13 protein-coding genes are annotated in these 17846 nt (G+C 37.1%); 2 read left to right on the top strand and 11 right to left on the bottom strand.

From position 1 onward, the window contains the following. Positions 1 to 320: 320 nt before the first annotated feature. From ACOMCU_RS24555 to ACOMCU_RS24505, 11 genes are all read right to left on the bottom strand, one after another. Positions 321 to 1007 (bottom strand): response regulator transcription factor, encoded by a 687-nt coding sequence (locus tag ACOMCU_RS24555; RefSeq protein WP_010857085.1) that lies wholly within the window; start codon positions 1005 to 1007, stop codon positions 321 to 323. Continuing rightward, positions 985 to 2379, bottom strand: coding sequence for a sensor histidine kinase (locus ACOMCU_RS24550; RefSeq protein ID WP_010857084.1), 1395 nt, complete (start codon positions 2377 to 2379; stop codon positions 985 to 987). Before ACOMCU_RS24550 ends, ACOMCU_RS24555 begins: the two co-directional genes overlap by 23 nt. Before the next feature lie 139 nt (positions 2380 to 2518). Beyond that, on the bottom strand, positions 2519 to 3061 hold the full coding sequence (locus ACOMCU_RS24545; protein ID WP_010857083.1) for an NADPH-dependent FMN reductase: 543 nt from the start codon (positions 3059 to 3061) through the stop codon (positions 2519 to 2521). A gap of 62 nt (positions 3062 to 3123) precedes the next feature. After that, positions 3124 to 3741, bottom strand: coding sequence for a nitroreductase family protein (locus ACOMCU_RS24540; RefSeq protein WP_421051721.1), 618 nt, complete (start codon positions 3739 to 3741; stop codon positions 3124 to 3126). A 26-nt stretch (positions 3742 to 3767) separates the two neighbouring features. Next, entirely contained in the window at positions 3768 to 4751 is a 984-nt protein-coding gene (locus ACOMCU_RS24535) for a ring-cleaving dioxygenase (protein ID WP_010857081.1), read from the bottom strand. 53 nt (positions 4752 to 4804) lie between these two features. Then, complete coding sequence (locus tag ACOMCU_RS24530; protein ID WP_010857080.1) at positions 4805 to 5239, bottom strand: MarR family winged helix-turn-helix transcriptional regulator; 435 nt, start codon at positions 5237 to 5239, stop codon at positions 4805 to 4807. 187 nt (positions 5240 to 5426) lie between these two features. After that, entirely contained in the window at positions 5427 to 5894 is a 468-nt protein-coding gene (locus tag ACOMCU_RS24525) for a YusW family protein (RefSeq protein WP_010857079.1), read from the bottom strand. A gap of 128 nt (positions 5895 to 6022) precedes the next feature. Next, entirely contained in the window at positions 6023 to 8248 is a 2226-nt protein-coding gene (locus tag ACOMCU_RS24520; RefSeq protein WP_421051719.1) for a YcdB/YcdC domain-containing protein, read from the bottom strand. Between the two features lie 131 nt (positions 8249 to 8379). Continuing rightward, the gene (locus ACOMCU_RS24515; RefSeq protein WP_421051723.1) at positions 8380 to 9669 is read right to left on the bottom strand and encodes a glycoside hydrolase family 18 protein; all 1290 of its coding nucleotides are present in this window, start codon (positions 9667 to 9669) and stop codon (positions 8380 to 8382) included. Between the two features lie 226 nt (positions 9670 to 9895). After that, positions 9896 to 10630, bottom strand: coding sequence for a hypothetical protein (locus ACOMCU_RS24510; protein WP_010857076.1), 735 nt, complete (start codon positions 10628 to 10630; stop codon positions 9896 to 9898). After that, positions 10623 to 11960: an AAA family ATPase gene (locus tag ACOMCU_RS24505; protein ID WP_010857075.1), complete on the bottom strand. Its 1338-nt coding sequence runs from the start codon at positions 11958 to 11960 to the stop codon at positions 10623 to 10625. Before ACOMCU_RS24505 ends, ACOMCU_RS24510 begins: the two co-directional genes overlap by 8 nt. Before the next feature lie 703 nt (positions 11961 to 12663). Between ACOMCU_RS24505 and ACOMCU_RS24500 the strand changes: the two genes are divergently transcribed. Next, the gene (locus tag ACOMCU_RS24500; protein ID WP_421051718.1) at positions 12664 to 14415 is read left to right on the top strand and encodes a methyl-accepting chemotaxis protein; all 1752 of its coding nucleotides are present in this window, start codon (positions 12664 to 12666) and stop codon (positions 14413 to 14415) included. Between the two features lie 68 nt (positions 14416 to 14483). After that, a complete protein-coding gene (locus ACOMCU_RS24495; protein ID WP_421051717.1) occupies positions 14484 to 17663 on the top strand; it encodes an amino acid adenylation domain-containing protein in 3180 nt (1059 codons plus the stop codon). The last annotated feature ends 183 nt before the right edge of the window (positions 17664 to 17846 follow it).

The following is a 17846-nucleotide window of genomic DNA, read 5'->3' as shown; positions in this document are numbered from 1 at the left end:
TCACTCACGCTTTCGTCACAAATATGACTGCTCCTGTCGCTACGTTTCACTCACGCTTTCGTCGCATATATGACTGCTCCTGTCGCTACGTTTCACTCACGCTTTCGTCGCAAATATGATTCACAGGAGTCTTCGCGGATGTTTACCTTTGCATCAAAAAAACAGCATAATAGGATACCTCTAAGCATGTTGTTTGTACTTTGGGGACAGACCCTCAATCTGTTTTGGTTTTAGGTACTATTCTAAGATTTTTTCTATAGTCATTAATGCAAGCATACTTTTATTTAGAGTATTTACACCCTTAGCAGCTCATTTTGTCATCAACAGTCTGTATCAATGGATTTATGCCATTTGTAGCCGATTCCCCAAACGGTTTGCAAATAATTATCAGCTGGAAACCCACTTTTCCTCAATTTTTCTCGTAAATTACGCACATGTGAATCAATTGTCCGGTCTTCAATCGAAACATTAAATCCCCACACAGTATTTATTAGATGCTCTCTTGAAAAAACTTTATTTTGATATTCAAGAAATAATGCGATCATCGAAAACTCTTTTGGTGTTAGAGGAATCTCTTCCAGCTGAAAATGCAATTCAAAGGACTCTGTATTTAACCGTAATCCTTCAAACATTATTTCATGTCCCACAAGTTTAGTTCTTCTTAACACTGCATGTATTCGTGCAAGCAATTCTTCTTCGTCGAAAGGTTTTACAATGTAGTCGTCTGCCCCAAGATTTAAACCTTTTACAATATCAGCTTGTTCCCCTTTAGCTGTTAGCATAATAATGGGTACATCCCAATACTTCCTAATTTCCTGACATACTTGCCAGCCATTCATTTCGGGCATCATGACATCCAACAATACTAAATCCACATGTTGTTCTTCTATATAGCTTAATGCATTTTGAACAGCTGACATTGTAATGCAATGAAAACTAGGCTCTAGATAGAGAGCTAATAAGTCTAACATTCTCGGTTCATCATCAATTACTAAGATTGTTTTCATTCGTTCCTACTCCCTTAAACATTAATTCAAAAGTAGTTCCTTTGGTTTCTTCACTACGTACTGTGACTTCCCCACCGTGTGCATGTACAAGCTCTTTAACAATAGCAAGGCCTATTCCTGAACCTCCTAGCGCACGGGTACGTGATTTTTCTACCCTGTAAAAACGATCAAAAATAAAAGGAAGATCCTTTTTAGGAATACCTTTTCCCGTATCTTCAATCGTTATTAGCAATGTTTCGTTGAGTTGTTTGACTTGTACCATAGTTGTATCTCCAACAGCGCAATATGCTAATGCATTATGAAGTAGATTCATAATAATTTGTTCAAACCTTGATAGATCAGCCATTAAAGATAATTTATCTTCACATTGCACTGTGAAATGAATTTGTTTTTCCTGAAAAGCTGGACTAAATCTCGCCTCAATATTTGCAAAAAAATCGGTCATATTAAGACGTTCTTTAGCTACGACAAAGGAGTTTTCATCCATCTTTGCTAAATCAAATAAATCTCTTATTAAACGAGCAAGCCGATTGGTTTCTTCTTTGATGATTACTAAATACTTATATCGAGCTTCCTCACTTAAATCACGCTTAATGAGAATGTCGCTATAGCCTTTAATGAATGTTAAAGGCGTCCTTAATTCATGTGCTATACTCGATAAAAATTCTTTTCTTTCCTGTCTCAAATGGTTTAATTCCTCTGATAATTTCTGTATCGCATTGGATAAATCACTAAGCTCGTCTTGACCGTTTGTCGTAAGAGCTACTGTAAAATCACCTTTAGTCAATTTTAGGGTTGCTTCTTTCATTTGAATTAATGGTTGAGCAAGCTTTCTAGATAATATAATGATGATTACGATAGTTACCAATCCCGAGACAATCCCAACTATTAGGAAATGCTTATTTAATCGCTCCATTAAAGCATGTATGGACGCTGTATTTTGAAACATGAACACATAACCAATCGTTGTTTGGTCTTTTTGAATTGGGCTAACCGTGGCTATAAATTGTTCTTTTTTCCAATTATCCGCTAAAATGCTGCCCATATAGGGGACAGGTTTCTTTAAGTTCTTCAAGTAATCTTGAGTTTCAGGGTGTGATTGTGAATGGGCTAATATTATTCCATCCTTATCTGTTATCACTACATCTGTCCTTGCTTCAGATTCCATTAATGCAACATGAGAAAGTGTTTCCAAATTGAAATTTTGTTCGAGTATTGTTCTATGCGAGTTTCCCCTTGCTTGTAAACTGTCCAGTTCTTCCTCAACCCTTGAATTGGCTAATGAAACATGTAAAAAGAACATCATGAACGTCTCAATGCAAAATAATATAACAAAAAAGATAATCCCAAGCTTTAATGAAAGTTTACTCATCTTCTTACCGCCATATTTTGGTTTTCATAAAATTATAACGTTAAAGTTTGAAGATTTCATGCAGAAGCAATTTCACAGTCTTTATTTGAAAACAAAAAGGATGTTTCTCCATTCAAAAGAGAAATCATCCTTCTATTTTTTAAGCGTATTTTGGCACCCAGTTTAAGAAATTCTCGATAACTTGATCTAGGAACTTAACAGTACCCTCATCCGTTAAATTACCTTCAGCATCAAATTTTGTGTGTACTGCTCCAATATACACATCGTTGCCTCCAAGTAATGGAGAGTTAATGCCTGGTGAGAATAGAATATCACGTAAATGTAATTGTGCTTTGACAGTACCTAAGTTCCCCATTGATGCACCCATTACAAAAGATGGTTTGCCAACCATTACTTTATCTACACGAGATAACCAGTCAATTGCATTCACCATAACACCTGGCACTGTACCATTATATTCTGGTGTTACCCAAAGTACTGCACCCGCTTCTTTTACTTTTGCTTTAAAATCTAACACAGTTTGTGGTGCTTCATTTTCAATATCTTGGTCATACATTGGTAAATCACGTAAGCTTAATACTTCAAGCTCCACTTTTTCCGCATAACGTTTTTGAATGAATTTTGCTAGTTGCATATTATAAGATTCTTTACGGATACTACCTACGATTGCTACTACTTTCATGATGTTCCTCCTAATTGTACATTGCCATTATTATTTGTTTTGCAATTTAATTGTATTCCGCTTTAATAATAGGTTGCAAACTCTTCAACCGGTTTACGATATCCACGTAAACGACGACTACTTTCTTTTTCCTTGCCGATTGTAATCATCAGTGCAATTTCATGCGTGTCTGGCACATTGAAAAGAGCTCTCATTTTTTCTTGATCGAAACCAATCATTGGACATGTGTCCCAGCCACGATTTTTCGCTGCCAACATGAATAACATAGCTGAAAGGGATGCATTACGAATTGCATCTTCCTTCATAAATTCCTCGCCACGTTCTTCGTAAAAATTCGTATTTTCATCAATAAGATTCTGAAGCTCATAGTCCGTTATAATTCCCAAATCAACCATCCCCTGGCTAATATGGGCCGTTTGCTTATAGGCGTCTTTATCTCCTAATACTAAAATTACGCCTGAAGCAGTGTACACCTTGTATTGACCATATGCCGCTTCGCGTACACTTTCTTTCATTTGTTCATCTAAGACTATGATGTACTCTGCATGTTGTAAATTAAATGCAGATGGCGCAAGCTTCACATCCTCTAAAATTGGACGGATATCTTCCTCGGTCATTTGGACCTCTTGGATAAAATTGTTTGCGGAACGGCGTTTATCAATTAGCTTTGTAAATTCCACTTATACGACCCCCAAATATTAAAACTTTACTCATATTCTTTATCGAAAGAATGCGTACTTCTTACAGTATTAATTGGTCGTACTAACCCTTCGATTTGTGCACGCTTAGGTTCTAAGAAAGGTGGCAATGATAATTTTTCACCAAGCGTTTCGTAAGGCTCATCACCCATAAAACCTGGACCATCTGTTGCCCATTCAAATAAGATTTGCGGTGCTACACGCGCATAGAGTGATTCAAAGAAGTGACGGTTTACGTAACCAGATGTATGAAAACCAAAACCTTCTAGACGTTCTGTCCACTCATTTAAAACAGCACGATCTTCTACACGGAAAGCAGCATGATGCACAGTACCAAAACCTTGACGAGCTACTGGTAGTACTGTGTTATATTCTACCACTATTTGTGCACCGTTACCGCCCTCGCCAACCTCAAATAAGTGGTAATCACCTTCTTCTGCAATTTCTGTGAAGAGCATTACTTTTTCCAGCATTTCTTTAAAATATTTAAAATCAGCAACTCGCACAAATACGGGTCCTAATCCTGTAATTGCATACTCGAGAGGGATTGGACCATCTTGCCATGGTGTGCCTGAAGCAACACCTGTGTTGTTTTCGTCTGAAATAAGTTGATATTGTTGGTCATCAAAATCAACGAAAGATAGTGTTTGCTTACCGAATTGTTCTTTTATGCCTGTATGTTTAACTTTTAGACGATTTAATCGTTTTACCCAATAATTTAAAGCGCCATCAGTTGGCACGCGGAAAGATGTTTTTGAAATCTCATCTGTACCATGAACACCCTTTGAAATATTTGGGAAGTCAAAGAATGTCATATCTGTGCCTGCACTACCTTTGTCATCTGCAAAGAATAAGTGATACGTTTGAATGTCATCCTGATTGACCGTTTTTTTCACTAAACGCATGCCTAACACATACGTAAAAAATTTATAATTTTCTTCAGCGCTACTTGTAATAGCTGTAACGTGGTGGATTCCCTTTAAGTGATTCATATTATTAACTCCTTCTATTTATCTCAGTTTCGAGATATATGTGTAAAAAATTTTTATTTTTTAGCGGCATTAAGGCCAACCTTTTTTAGTAACAGGGTCATTGTTTCCACTTCATGTGGATCTAATACTTCAAAAATCTCATTTATAACCTGCTCATGCTGTGGGAAAATTCTTTCCATCATTACCTGTCCCTCGCGTGTTAATAATACATAGGTAACACGCCGATCTCTAGGACAAGCACGACGATAAACAAGACCTTTGTGCTCAAGCTTATCAATAACATACGTAATACTACTGCTAGCAATTAATATTTTCTTACCAATGACTTGAATCGGCTGTTCGCCAAAATGGTACAAAAATTCAAGTACCCCAAATTCTGTTTGATTTAAATCATATTGAAGTAAATCCTTCTTTGTCGCATCTTGAATTGCTTGATAAGCTCGGAACATGACCGTAAAAGCTTTTAAATTACGATTGCCTTCCTTCATACGACTCCCTCATTTCAGTTACCTTGAAATTAAATATCTTTAATTCGAGACAATAATAACACAGGGTCTATCAAACAGCAATTATTTTCACCTCTCTTCATACGGACTAGGCAAACCCTAAAATCTTTTTTCCAGTTTGTCTACAGTGTGAAATTCCCTATACAAATAAATGCATAGGGAACTTTATTTACTTTATTTGTTTAAATTCTTTTTCGGTGCCATCAGAAAACTCCACTTCAACTTCAATAGATTGGAAGTCGTCTGCAATATGAAATACTGAAATTACCTGTTCAATCACTTTATCATTGGGTGTTGTCGAATCAAATGTCAATTGTTTAAATAATGGCTCTAACTTTGTATAAGCCTCATCACCTTGGAGCTTTTCATTGTTACGATCATCTTTTAACTTTGCTTCGATGCCTGATTTTTTATTTTCAAATTCTACCTCATAGGACTCTGTTGCAGAATAATCAACATCCAATGAAAACTCTAAAAAGTTAAACTCCGTTAGCTCGGCAGTATCTTCGTTCACTTGTTGCGTAGCATTTTGCTCAGTAGGAGCATTAGCGGGTACATTTTTTACCTCATCCTTATTACAACCATACAGCACTCCTGCTAGTAAAAGCGCTACTAATAAAAACTTAAAACTTCCCATTTCACACACTCCTTTCTATCATTATTATTCCCAAATAGAGAGCAAACAAACCTAAAAAGAGCATCTCCTCAAATGAGGAGACGCCCTTTCCGCTAAATCGTATTCATCTAGTGCATAAAGTTAAATTATTAGTAGTAATTACGACTACTATTGTGCTCGTTAATGGCACGTGCTAAACGAATTGTCGAAACGGCTAGATCAGCATATGTCACTTTTTCAGTAGCGTTAAAATTATTTTGCTGCGCATCGATTAATCCCATCGCACTTGCTAAAGCAACGTATCCTGCGTACTTTGGATCAATAGTGCCAGCATCAGCGAAGTTTAACTTGTAAATGTCGCTATGCTTTGCAGCATTTTCTAAACGTAGTACACGGACATACCATTCCGCAAGCTCTTGACGAGTCAATGTTGCATCTACTGCAAATTGATCAGCTGGTTGTAAAATGCCCATCGTTACAGCTTGTTCAACGATAGCATACAATGGATGCTTACTATCTATATTACTGAAGGATTGCTTACCACCCTCTTCACCCTGAGGACCAAAGTAGCCATATGTCATAGATTTCAGCATTATTTTCAATGCCTCTCCCTTTGTCACAGCTGTATTTGCATTAAAGCTTGCTGGGTCTTTAACTTCTAACACATTTTGGTTCAATAAGTAATTCAACTCATCAGCAGCCGTTGGATGAGAAATTAATGGTTTTTCTTTTGATCCTTCTATACTATTTAGCCATTCACCAGTGATGGCATCAATTTGATTGTATAAATTACCACCAAAAATTGGAGAATACACTAAATCAAAGTGCTGTTTATCCTCACTATCTTGCTTAGCATACTGGAGCTGTAACTCAAGTGCCTCACTATAGGATGCTTTTGCTTTATCAGCCGAAATAGCCTTGCTTGCATTTGGCCAATTATCAATCTTTTGCTTATTAATCGATAAAGAACCTAGTGAACCATCAGCACCAATAGTTACATACAATTCATCGCCAACAACTGCAATATTATTTACAACACGCGGGAAGGAGAAGTGATATTGTTTGCTATATTGATTAAATTCAACATCATCAATTGGTTTCGAATATTCATGCACATAGGATGGAGCCCATTCCTTTAAGTATTCGATAGCCTTCGTCAATGCTGCATCCTTAGAAATAGTAGTTTCTTTATCACTTGTTTGGGTGAATTCTCTACGTAAGTCATGGTACTGTAAAATTTCACCTGTCGCTTTATTAATTTCAAATGATGAGCCTGAGCCACCGTTAGCATACATGTACATATAACCTACTGAGTAAATTGTCTCGCCATTTTCATTTTCTCTTTCATCAACCATTTCAATCTGTAGCTTTGCTTTGTCAGAATCAACTTTCAAGAAAGATTTTGCAAATTCTTCAACCTCTGCTATCGTCATGCCACTCTTTCTCGGTGAAAGTGGTTGTGATGAAAGCTTTTCTACGCTTTTCGTCTTTGGCACATTTGAAGTGAAGCCATTCGCTGTTTGCCACTGTCCTGTTAAAGCATGTACGCCGTTGAAACCTGCAGCTGGCATATAGACAAGTTTTACATTACGGTCGCCTGTGTGATAGTTATAATCAATAAAATAACGTAGTTCTACTGCCAAGTTATCACGAACTTGTGCCAGTATATCTGCCTCATTCTTTTTCTGTTCTAAACCATCGAATGTGGCCTTACTATTAGACTCTGTATTACGATACATACCAGTAATTTCTCCATTACCTAGAACATCAATAGAGATTTGCTGATCGCTAATCGGCACACCATTATGTGTTGGTGAGTAAACAAATGAGTAAGAAATTGGCTGTGATAGCGGTCTATTTATATTAATATCATAACCAAAACCGAAGCCATCTTCTCTCAGTTTATAGTTTGCCGTATTCGGAAATTTTTTCAGAAAATCCTGTGCAATTTTTTGAGCCTCAACCTCTGAATACTTTGCAGGGTAGACAGCATCTGCTATGTTAGCAGGTTGATAATGGAAATTTTCTAATTCTAAATCGTCTCCCTTAAAGGTAAAACTACCATAAACATCTTTACCATTGATTGTTTTATGGAAGCTTAGTTCGTAACGGATTGCCGTATCATCTCTAAAGAAATGCCCACGTCCCGTATGGAAATCATTATCTGTTACGAAATTAAACTTATCGGGGAATAGTGTACGCAATTGCTTAATAAGCGTGCTTTTTGTAACATTCGTCTCCGTTGAAGCTACTTGAATCTCAATTCTCTCTGGTGATTCCTTTCCATTTGCAGAAGCATGTGCAATGGGTGAAAGCACACCAACAGAAAATGCAGTAGACGTCAAAATAATTCCTAACTTTTTAAATTTACCCAAAATATCCCTCCTAAAATACTATTTACCATAATTATATACTACATTACCAAAATTGGGAATGTTATTTACAGATTATTTCCACTTTGAAGAAAATAGATTGGGTATTGAGTAAAGGTAATATCTATAATTCCTCATTTCTTCACCACATCAAAATTCGAGCCTATTAATAACCAGTTTTGTGGGAATGGTAGACCTAGCTTCCAATAACCAACCCCTCGAAGCTTGTACAGTTTGATTAAATTGAACTTGGCTTGTATAGATCTTGCGTCTTCAAACCAAACAATATGTGCTCTTCCTTGTTCATCGTAATATTCAAAGAAAGGTGCTTGCGCTCTCCAATCAAATTGAATGGCTGCATTGTATTTCTTAGCTATCTCAATAGCTCTTTGTGGACTAACTGCCTCAGCAATGGGACCTCCTTGCACAAATGGCAGTGTCCAGTCATAACCATATAGGTTCTGTCCGAGCAATATTTTATTGGCAGGTATTTCACTTACCGCATATTTTACAACTGCCTCTACTTCAGGAAGTGGTGAAACAGCCATAGGTGGACCCGCTGAATAGCCCCATTCATAAGTCATTAGCAATACAAAGTCCACAATTTCACCATGTGCTTTGTAGTCATGCGCAACACCCCACGGACCCTGGTGATCGGCACTCGTTTTCGGAGCAAGTGCTGTAGAAACCGTATAACCCTCTGCATGGAACCGCTCCACTGCTCTTCTTAAAAAATTGTTGTATGCCTCTCTTTGATCACTTGGTAAATTTTCGAAATCAAAATGTATATCCTTAATGCTACCTACTCGCTTTGCTTCTTTAATAATGTTATCAAATAGTAAATCTTGTACGGCCGTACTTTGGAAAATATCCCTTGCTAACTCGCCACTAAACCGGAAATCTTCCAAATTGGAGATCACCATCGCCAGTGCTGCCCTGGTATCATTAGCAATTTCGGGCACACCTTGGCTTGGTGGCACCTTTAGTGTCCCATCTCTCCTTACTTCATAGCTAAATAAGGCAAGGTACGTTAAATAAGGTCCCGCTTCTCTTGCTTGACTCAATAGTGCTTCACTTACAGATGTACCCCTCGGCTCTAAATATGCCAATGTTTCAGCCCTTGTTTTCGGAGCTGGCGGAATATAAAGTCGCATACCAATTGATAAAGGCTGATTTGGATTCATGCCATTTACCTGTGCTAGCGTTAAATAATTGATACCAAAGCGTTGTCCAATTGACCATAGACTATCTCCAGGCTGCACATAATAAAAACTCCCCACAATTGGAATTACAAGTGCTTGCCCAATGACTAATTTATTAGGTTCGGGAATTTGATTGGCGTCTACAATGCTCTGAACTGATGTCCCATAAGCTTGCGCAATACTCCATATGGACTCACCTGCCCGCACAACATGTATTTGAATGTGCTTGCCTCCTCCTTAACGTGATGAAATCATACCTATAAAGCTTATGAAATGGTTAAGGAAAACATGTCATTGTAAAACACACATAGTTAGGTAGTAATTTTTTAAGTTCGTACATTTAAATCTACAAAAATAAGAGCCATATAAAAAAGGTCCACCGCTTATTTTATTTTTAAACATGAAAAAACCCCCCATTTACTTCTTGTCATGGGAGGCTTGTCATATTTTATTTTTGCACAGTGGACTTAATCATTTCAAACAATAACGGCACATTCGTTCCACGTTGAAGAGAATTACAGCCATCCATTAAAAAAGCCCAGCTTTCTTTCATTTTTTCCCGATAAGAAAGTGCTGGATTCACAGGAAGAAACGCGCCAAGATATTCTTCAATCGAGCCTGATAAGTTCTCAATAAAGGTATCCGCTTTTAAAATCTTTTCAGTAGCAACTTCATTGCGCTCATTCCACAAAACATGCTCTAAATTAGTGGAAAAATAAAATAGCTGATAAGGTACTTTTAAGCGATTAATACTAAAATAATCATTGGCTATTAGAATTTTGGCGTTATTAGCCTTCATCTCATTACGTTGTTCAATCTGCTCTTTACGCTTCTCTGTTTTTACGAATATTGCATCCTCTGTATAATATAAATTTTGTTCAATATCAGACTTTACCTGTACAAATTCTGGTGCGATAAAACAACCATCTGCATCTGTAATATGAACAACAGCGGTTAGATCCTTGGCTAGAAATTTATACTTTTCTAAATAGTTATGAATAACTCGTGCTACACTGTTTTTAATATTGGGTATATTCTTTTTAGCATCCCATTTTGTTAAGATATCCTCTCGTTGCACATCAAAGCGAATCGTCGAATTAACAAAATGCTCATCTAAATAATCTTCTAAAACAATTTGTTCAGTTTGTCCTTCTACAATAATTAATAATACTTTTTTAGTCATATTGCACACCTGCTTTTCTAAAAGCACGTTTAATTTTAAATGTTTTTGTTTCCCTATAAACCTCTTCGTCCTGTCCGCCTAGCTGAATGGCACGTAAATAGACATCTCTCGCATTATTTACTTCTTTAATGCCTTTGAGTTGTATATAGCGGCAATTTTCATTTGTCGTCGTAAACCATAAATTTTTAATGGCAAGCACCTCTAACACACGTAAATTATGAGACGTAAAAATAAGCTGTCCTTTCCCGCCCTCATCCATCACTGTTAACAACTCACCTAATAAATATTCAAATATACCTGAATCTAATTCATCGATTACCACACAAGCATTCGGATTATTATAGACAGCGATTAGTACACTAAGAACTGAAATAATTTTTAAAATCCCCTCTGATTCAGTACGAAGAGGTAATTCTCGGTCACCTCGCTGCGATAAAAACTCAAAACGTATCCCCTTTTCACCATTATCCAATGTCTGTTCTGTAATAACATTGATCTTAATGGTAAGCCCTGGAATAATCGTGGCCAATACGCGATTACTTTGTTCAATCACTTCGCATAATACATAAAAAGCATCTTCTGGTAATAACGCTGGTCCATTCAAATCATAAGAAATTGAGCCACGCGTTCTTTCTAAATGGACGCTAAATGGCATAAACCGCTCTTCAAATAAAGGGGCGATGTTTTGATTGTTTACGACATGCAAGTCTTGATTAAAGTCGATTGCCAAATTATGCAACAGTTCCATTTCTAGTTCTGTCAACTTCTCTCGTAACAATAGCTTTAGATCTTTGTGAAAGATAAAAGACGTATATTGCTTTCTTGCTAATTGATGGATGACAAGCATTTTAACACGCTGTTTTTCATTCATATCTGCGAGGGATACATTACGTATTTGCACATCCTCTTCTGTCACATACACAAGAACCTTTGTGCGTTTGCCTTTTTTGTTTTCTCTGTAAGTCACTCGTTCGGCCGTTGTGTACAGTCTTTTTCCATCTTCTTGTAACTCCACGAAATAATGGACATAAAAAGTACCAAATTGATTTTCCACAAGAAATTCTATATCGATACTTGCTTTGTCCGCCCCTGCCATAATCATTCGTTTTTCTCGAGTAGGCAGTTTAACGTCAGCAAGCCAACCAGAAATGAGCGTCTTCAGTAAACCAAATGCATCAACAATTGTCGTTTTCCCTGAACCATTTTGTCCATATAGACCAACAACATTTGCTTTAAAAAAGGACTCAAAATCCACCGCAAATGTCATCTCACCCTTGCGTACATTTCTTAAATTTTGCACCTTTATTTTCTTGATTTTTATTATCGCCATTATGTTTAAACATCCTTAAAAGTATTTTCTTCTATTATAATTAATTTTGTTATATTTTATAACAAATTCACATTTAGTATCTTTGTTCTGACTTATACTTAGCCTTTAACCTATAACAAATACATTAAAAGACATAACTTAGAAAAGAAAATTTAGAAGTGTACAAACAGAAGGCTTCCTTTAATGTTCAGTATGAACTATGGGAAGCCATTCATGTTATTTCCTTATTCTTCTTTAAGTTGAATTATGTAGTTCGAGGTACTATGTCAAGAACAAGACAGCATTATTCATTTATTTGAGTACACAGACGTTAAGATAGGACATCCACTATCAATTTCACATTCATACTATTATAGTATTTTTTTTGGACAACTATATGCATTGATACCTAAGTTAAATGGTAAAAAAATACTAAATATTTCATAGTAGCATCAAAGTTTTACTGTTTAAATAGTTAGTTTTTTGGGTTGTGAATCGTATTTATAGGCAGTATAGTGGATTTAGATTAGGAAATGAATGGATTACTTTACTATTTTATCAAGTAAATACTGACAAAAAAGTAAAAAGAATACCATATGTAATTACATAAAACTAGCTACTTGCAACATTATGTCTATTTCATTTACATTTTGCCATTACATCATCGGATGTCCATTTTCACTAGAAATATGTCTTATATGTAATTTTAGGAGGAAGAGAGAGTATGAAAAAAAGTAAGAAAAAGCACTTGTCAATCAGCAAAAAATTGACAGTGATAATGGTAAGTATTTTATTGTTATTCGGATTAGTCACTATGGGACTCTCCTATTATATTGTAAAAAATAGCAATTTAAAAGATATGGATCAATCTCTTTATGATAAAGGGATGATTTTATCTCAGACAATTGATATTAATACATTAAATTCTATATTGGAACAACCAAGCGCTGATAATCCAGATGCGCGTCTTTTGACAAAGGAAATGGATAAAATCAACGATGCTTCAGACATTATCACAAACCTATTTCTTATTACAGTAAATGGTGAAAATATAAATGCTCCCGTTCTATCGTCCAGCGTTCTGGATTTGGGTGCAAAATATAATCAAGACATGATTGAAATGGGGCTATCCTCTGATTTTCTAGCAAGAATTAAAGAGGTATTTGAAACACAGAAAGCAACTGCAACCGATATTTACAGCGATGACTTTGGCAGCTATAAAACTGGATTAACACCTATATTAGCTGAGGATGGCTCTATCCTAGCCGCTTATGCAATTGACTATGATGTATCCATGGTAACCGCTAAAGCGATGTCAGAAGTATTATGGACACTATTAGTGACAGTCCTATTTTTAATTGGTTCTTCAATCGTAGTTTATTCGCTATTGAAAAGGAAGCTAACACCTATTCAACAGCTTTCACAACAATCGCGAAAAGTAGCTGAGGGTAATTTGGAGCTGGAAGTCTTGCCCGTTAAATCAAACGATGAAATCGGTTTGTTGACAAATAACTTTAATCTCATGATTGAAAATCTGAGAACAGTCATTCAAAGTGCAACCAATGTTTCATCACGTGTCTCAAATTCGGCACATGTCTTATCTACACATATGCAGGGGGCAACAGATTCATATAACAATGTAGCTTCATCCATGCAAGAAATTGCTGGAGGTGCGGATTTACAAGTGCAAAAAGCACAAGAAAGTACAATAACGATTGAAGAAATGAGTATCGGGATCCAACGTATCGCTATGACGTCAAATCAAATATCGGAATCCTCTATTCTTGCATCAGAGGAAGCTGAAAAAGGAAACGATTCTACCAACAAATCTGTGGCGCAGATGAATGCAATCAGTGACGCGGTAAATCAATCAGCTGCATCCGTTAAAATGTTAGGTGCACATTCAGGTAAAATCGAGGAAATCGTTGGTATTATTACAGGGATTGCATCTCAAACAAATTTACTCGCATTAAACGCTGCAATTGAGGCTGCTCGTGCAGGAGAGGCAGGAAGTGGTTTTGCTGTGGTCGCAGATGAGGTACGCAAACTTGCTGAGCAATCAGAGGCATCCGCGAGAGAAATTTCTACACTAATATCTCATATCCAACATGATACAAATGAATCTGTCAATGTGATGATACGTGCTGTGGAGGAAGTAGACAATGGCTTACTAATGATTAACGATTCCGAGAAGTCTTTCGGCCAAATTCTAACATCGATTCATCAAGTTTCAGGTCGAATTCAAGAACTATCGGCAACAATCGAAGAAATGGCAGCAGGTATGGAGGAAGTAACTTCATCCGTTCAGGATATGGAGGAATTTTCGGTACATTCTAGAGATAATACTCGAGGTGTGGCTGAAGCGTCAGTTACTCAGCTAAATACTGTCAACAAAGTTTCAGACGAGGCGCAAGTGTTAACTGAGCTGTCCACTGAATTATTGACTGTTGTTCATACATTTATAGTGAAATCATAATGAAAAGGTATTCAGTGGGAATGACTTTTCCATTGAATACTTTTTTTACAAGATAGGAGTTGTCATGATTGAATTTAAAACAAGGACTGGATTTAGTTACACCAAATCATAAAACAAATATTTATGACCAACAAATGCTACTTGCCAATCGTACGCAACTGATAACGAATGAAGAAAAAAACCTATATCTTGCGTTAAATCAAACAAAAGCCTGTTATGAAAAAGATAAAACTATACCGGAAATTTTTTATCAATCAGCGTTGCTGTTTGCTGATCGAATTGCACTTTCTTTTGATGGTGGCACAATGACTTATCGTCAGCTAAATGAACACTCCAATCAGGTTGCACATATGCTGGTAGCGAATGGGCTACAAAAAGGCAATTATGTAGCGATTGTCATGGAACGTTGCCCGGAAACTGTGGTCAGCCTGCTCGGCATTTTAAAGGCTGGTGGCGTATATGTGCCCATTGATCCAGGCTACCCGAGAGAACGTTGTCATTACCTATTGAACGATACAGGTGCTCCATTTATATTAACCAAAGTTGAACATACTCAATTACTTAATGATTTATTACATAGCGATTTTCACTCTCGTACCATATTTACACTGAATCAAACGGAACAAGCTTTTTCAAAAGACAATATCAACATCGATTTAGCTCCTGCTGATTTAGCCTATATCATATATACATCGGGATCTACAGGCAAACCAAAAGGGACGATGCTCAGACATTATTCTGTTATCAATTTAATAACGGATAATCAAAGAATTTATCAATCTTCCGAGCAAGATGTCTTTTCTCAATTTATCTCCTATAGTTTTGATCCATCTATAACGGAAACATTTACAGCTTTCTTCTCCGGTGCTAGATTGCATATGTTAACAAGCTTAGAACGGGTATCGATTGAGGCATTTGCTGATATGATTAAGCGTGAACAAGTGACAGCGGCTACTGTACCGAATGCTTTCTTTACTCAACTTGCTACCTATTTGCCTATAGAGCACAAAGATTCATTGTCATCTCTTAAATATTTGTCAGTTGGTGGAGAAGCACTTATGTCTGCTGTTATACAAAAGTGGCAAGAAAAATTCGGCATAAATACAGAAATTATTAATGTCTATGGCCCAACAGAATGCACAGTTTTGTCTTCCTATTACAGGGTGAAAGATCATGTAAAGGACAGTCAATCAAGTATACCTATCGGCAAACCGATTGCAAATTATGAAATGTATATTGTCAATAAGGAAGGACAACTTTGTCCTATCAATGAACCCGGGGAATTATATATCGCAGGTACTGGTTTAGCTGCTGGCTATTTAAATCAGCCTGAAAAAACTGCTGAAGCATTTGTCCCACATTTATTTTCACATGAGCCTGAGAAATTGATGTATCGAACAGGCGATTTAGTGCGCTTATCACCAAGTGGCGTCATTGAATTTGTAGGTCGCAAAGATTCACAAATCAAAGTAAGAGGATTTCGAATTGAGATAGGAGAAATCGAAGCTGTGTTGACCAATCAACCTAGCATTCAAGAAGCAGTTATTCTCGCAAAGAAAATGGATGATGGCAATAATAGCTTATACGCGTACTACACTGTATCCGGCGGTGAACATGTAGAACAAGAGGAAATCCGCGCGTATTTGGCACGTAATCTACCTGAATATATGCTACCTGAGCGCTTAATTGAAGTGCAAGAAATGCCCTTATCCCCTACCGGTAAAATCGATCGTAAACAATTAGCTAAGATGGATGTTGCAACACCCGTAACAAGTCGCTATGATGCACCTGAAAATGCTATACAGCAAATGTTAGCGCAAGCTTGGGAGCATGTACTTGGTATTGAGCGTGTAGGAATTCATGATAATTTCTTTCATATTGGTGGACATTCACTCAAAATACTTGAAATTCTTGTTCAAGTAAAAAAACATGCACCAATTCTAAAAATCCAAGATTTCTTCCACTATCAAACCATTGCAGAATTAGAGAACTATATAAGTAGCTACCAGTTTGAGAATAATGATGCAACTGCTCAAACTCAATCAGCTGACTTTGTACTGAAGGATTTGATGGAACCAAGTGCTCTGCCAATCGCTCAAAGCACAAAACCATTGCCAATGAATACTGTTTTACTAACTGGGGCAACCGGCTACTTAGGTAGTCATGTTTTATACGAGCTATTGGATAAAACGAACGTCCATATATACTGTCTGATTAGAGAAGGTTCACATGCAACACCGGATGAAAAATTAAAAGATACTATACAATTTTATTTTGAAGATGCAAGCGTTGCCATGCTGGAAAAGCGCGTTTCCGTCATTCAGGGTGATTTAGGAAAACGTGCACTCAATTTATCAACCGAGGACGAACGTACACTTGCTGAAGAAATCGATGCGATTATTCATTGTGGTGCCGATGTAAGACATTTTGGAGCAGCTGCACAATTTCACGATGTCAATATTGAGGGCACGAGGTACTTGCTTGACCTTGCGAAACGCAAAGCCGGCGTGCATTTCCATCATGTTTCAACCATTGGTATTTCAGAGGAGCTCGCTGCAAGACAATCGGTACCTAATGAAGGTCATGGAGATGTTGACTACGATGTTTCACTTGAAAATGTTTATAACCAAAGTAAATTAGAGGCAGAGAAGCTTGTTAGAAATGCTGTGCAAGATGGGATGCCAGTTTCTATTTACCGCGTAGGAAATTTAACTTGTCACTCTGAAACAGGTAAATTTCAACGTAATATGGATGATAATGCTTTTTATCGCATGATTAAATCCGTGCTTTGTTTAGGGAAAACGCCGGAAGCGAACTGGCTTGTTGATTTTACACCGATAAATTATGCAAGCCAAGCACTTGTTGCATTAGCTCGCCAGCCTAAATCGAACGGACATACATTTCACCTGTGCAACCCTGTCCCCTTACCATATCTCGATTTTATGGAAGGTCTGAAGGATCTTGGCTATGAGTTAGAAATTATAACGGCAGAAGCGTATGAACACTGGTTATTGAACGCGGAGCATCCACACGCTTTACACGAATATTTATCATTGGCCATTGCTCAACTCGATGGTGATGGAGCAAGCAACTCCCCATTTATATTTAATACGAATAAGACACAAGTATTTCTTATGAATACGGATGTCACTTGTGCTGAGCCAAGTCCAACCTTTATCCGAACAATGATTAATTATGGCGTCCAAGTGGGCTATTTTCCGAAGCCGATACCTGTTGGAGTCAAATGATGTCGAGATTAGGACGGATGAAAAGTGGTATACACTTATGCATCCCTCCTGTCGGCCCACAATTATAACAATGGGAATCTGATGCTTTTTTATTTAATCTTCCCCATGAGTAACATAAGTCAGTATATTTATTACAGCCACCGCTAAACGAATTTTGACATAACAAGAAGCCCCTATTACAGC

It is taken from the genome of Lysinibacillus sp. UGB7, assembly GCF_049058285.1.
Classification (GTDB): domain Bacteria; phylum Bacillota; class Bacilli; order Bacillales_A; family Planococcaceae; genus Lysinibacillus; species Lysinibacillus sphaericus_B.
The sequence above is the reverse complement of the archived record's forward strand: the minus strand, read 5'-3'. Positions and strand labels throughout refer to the sequence as shown.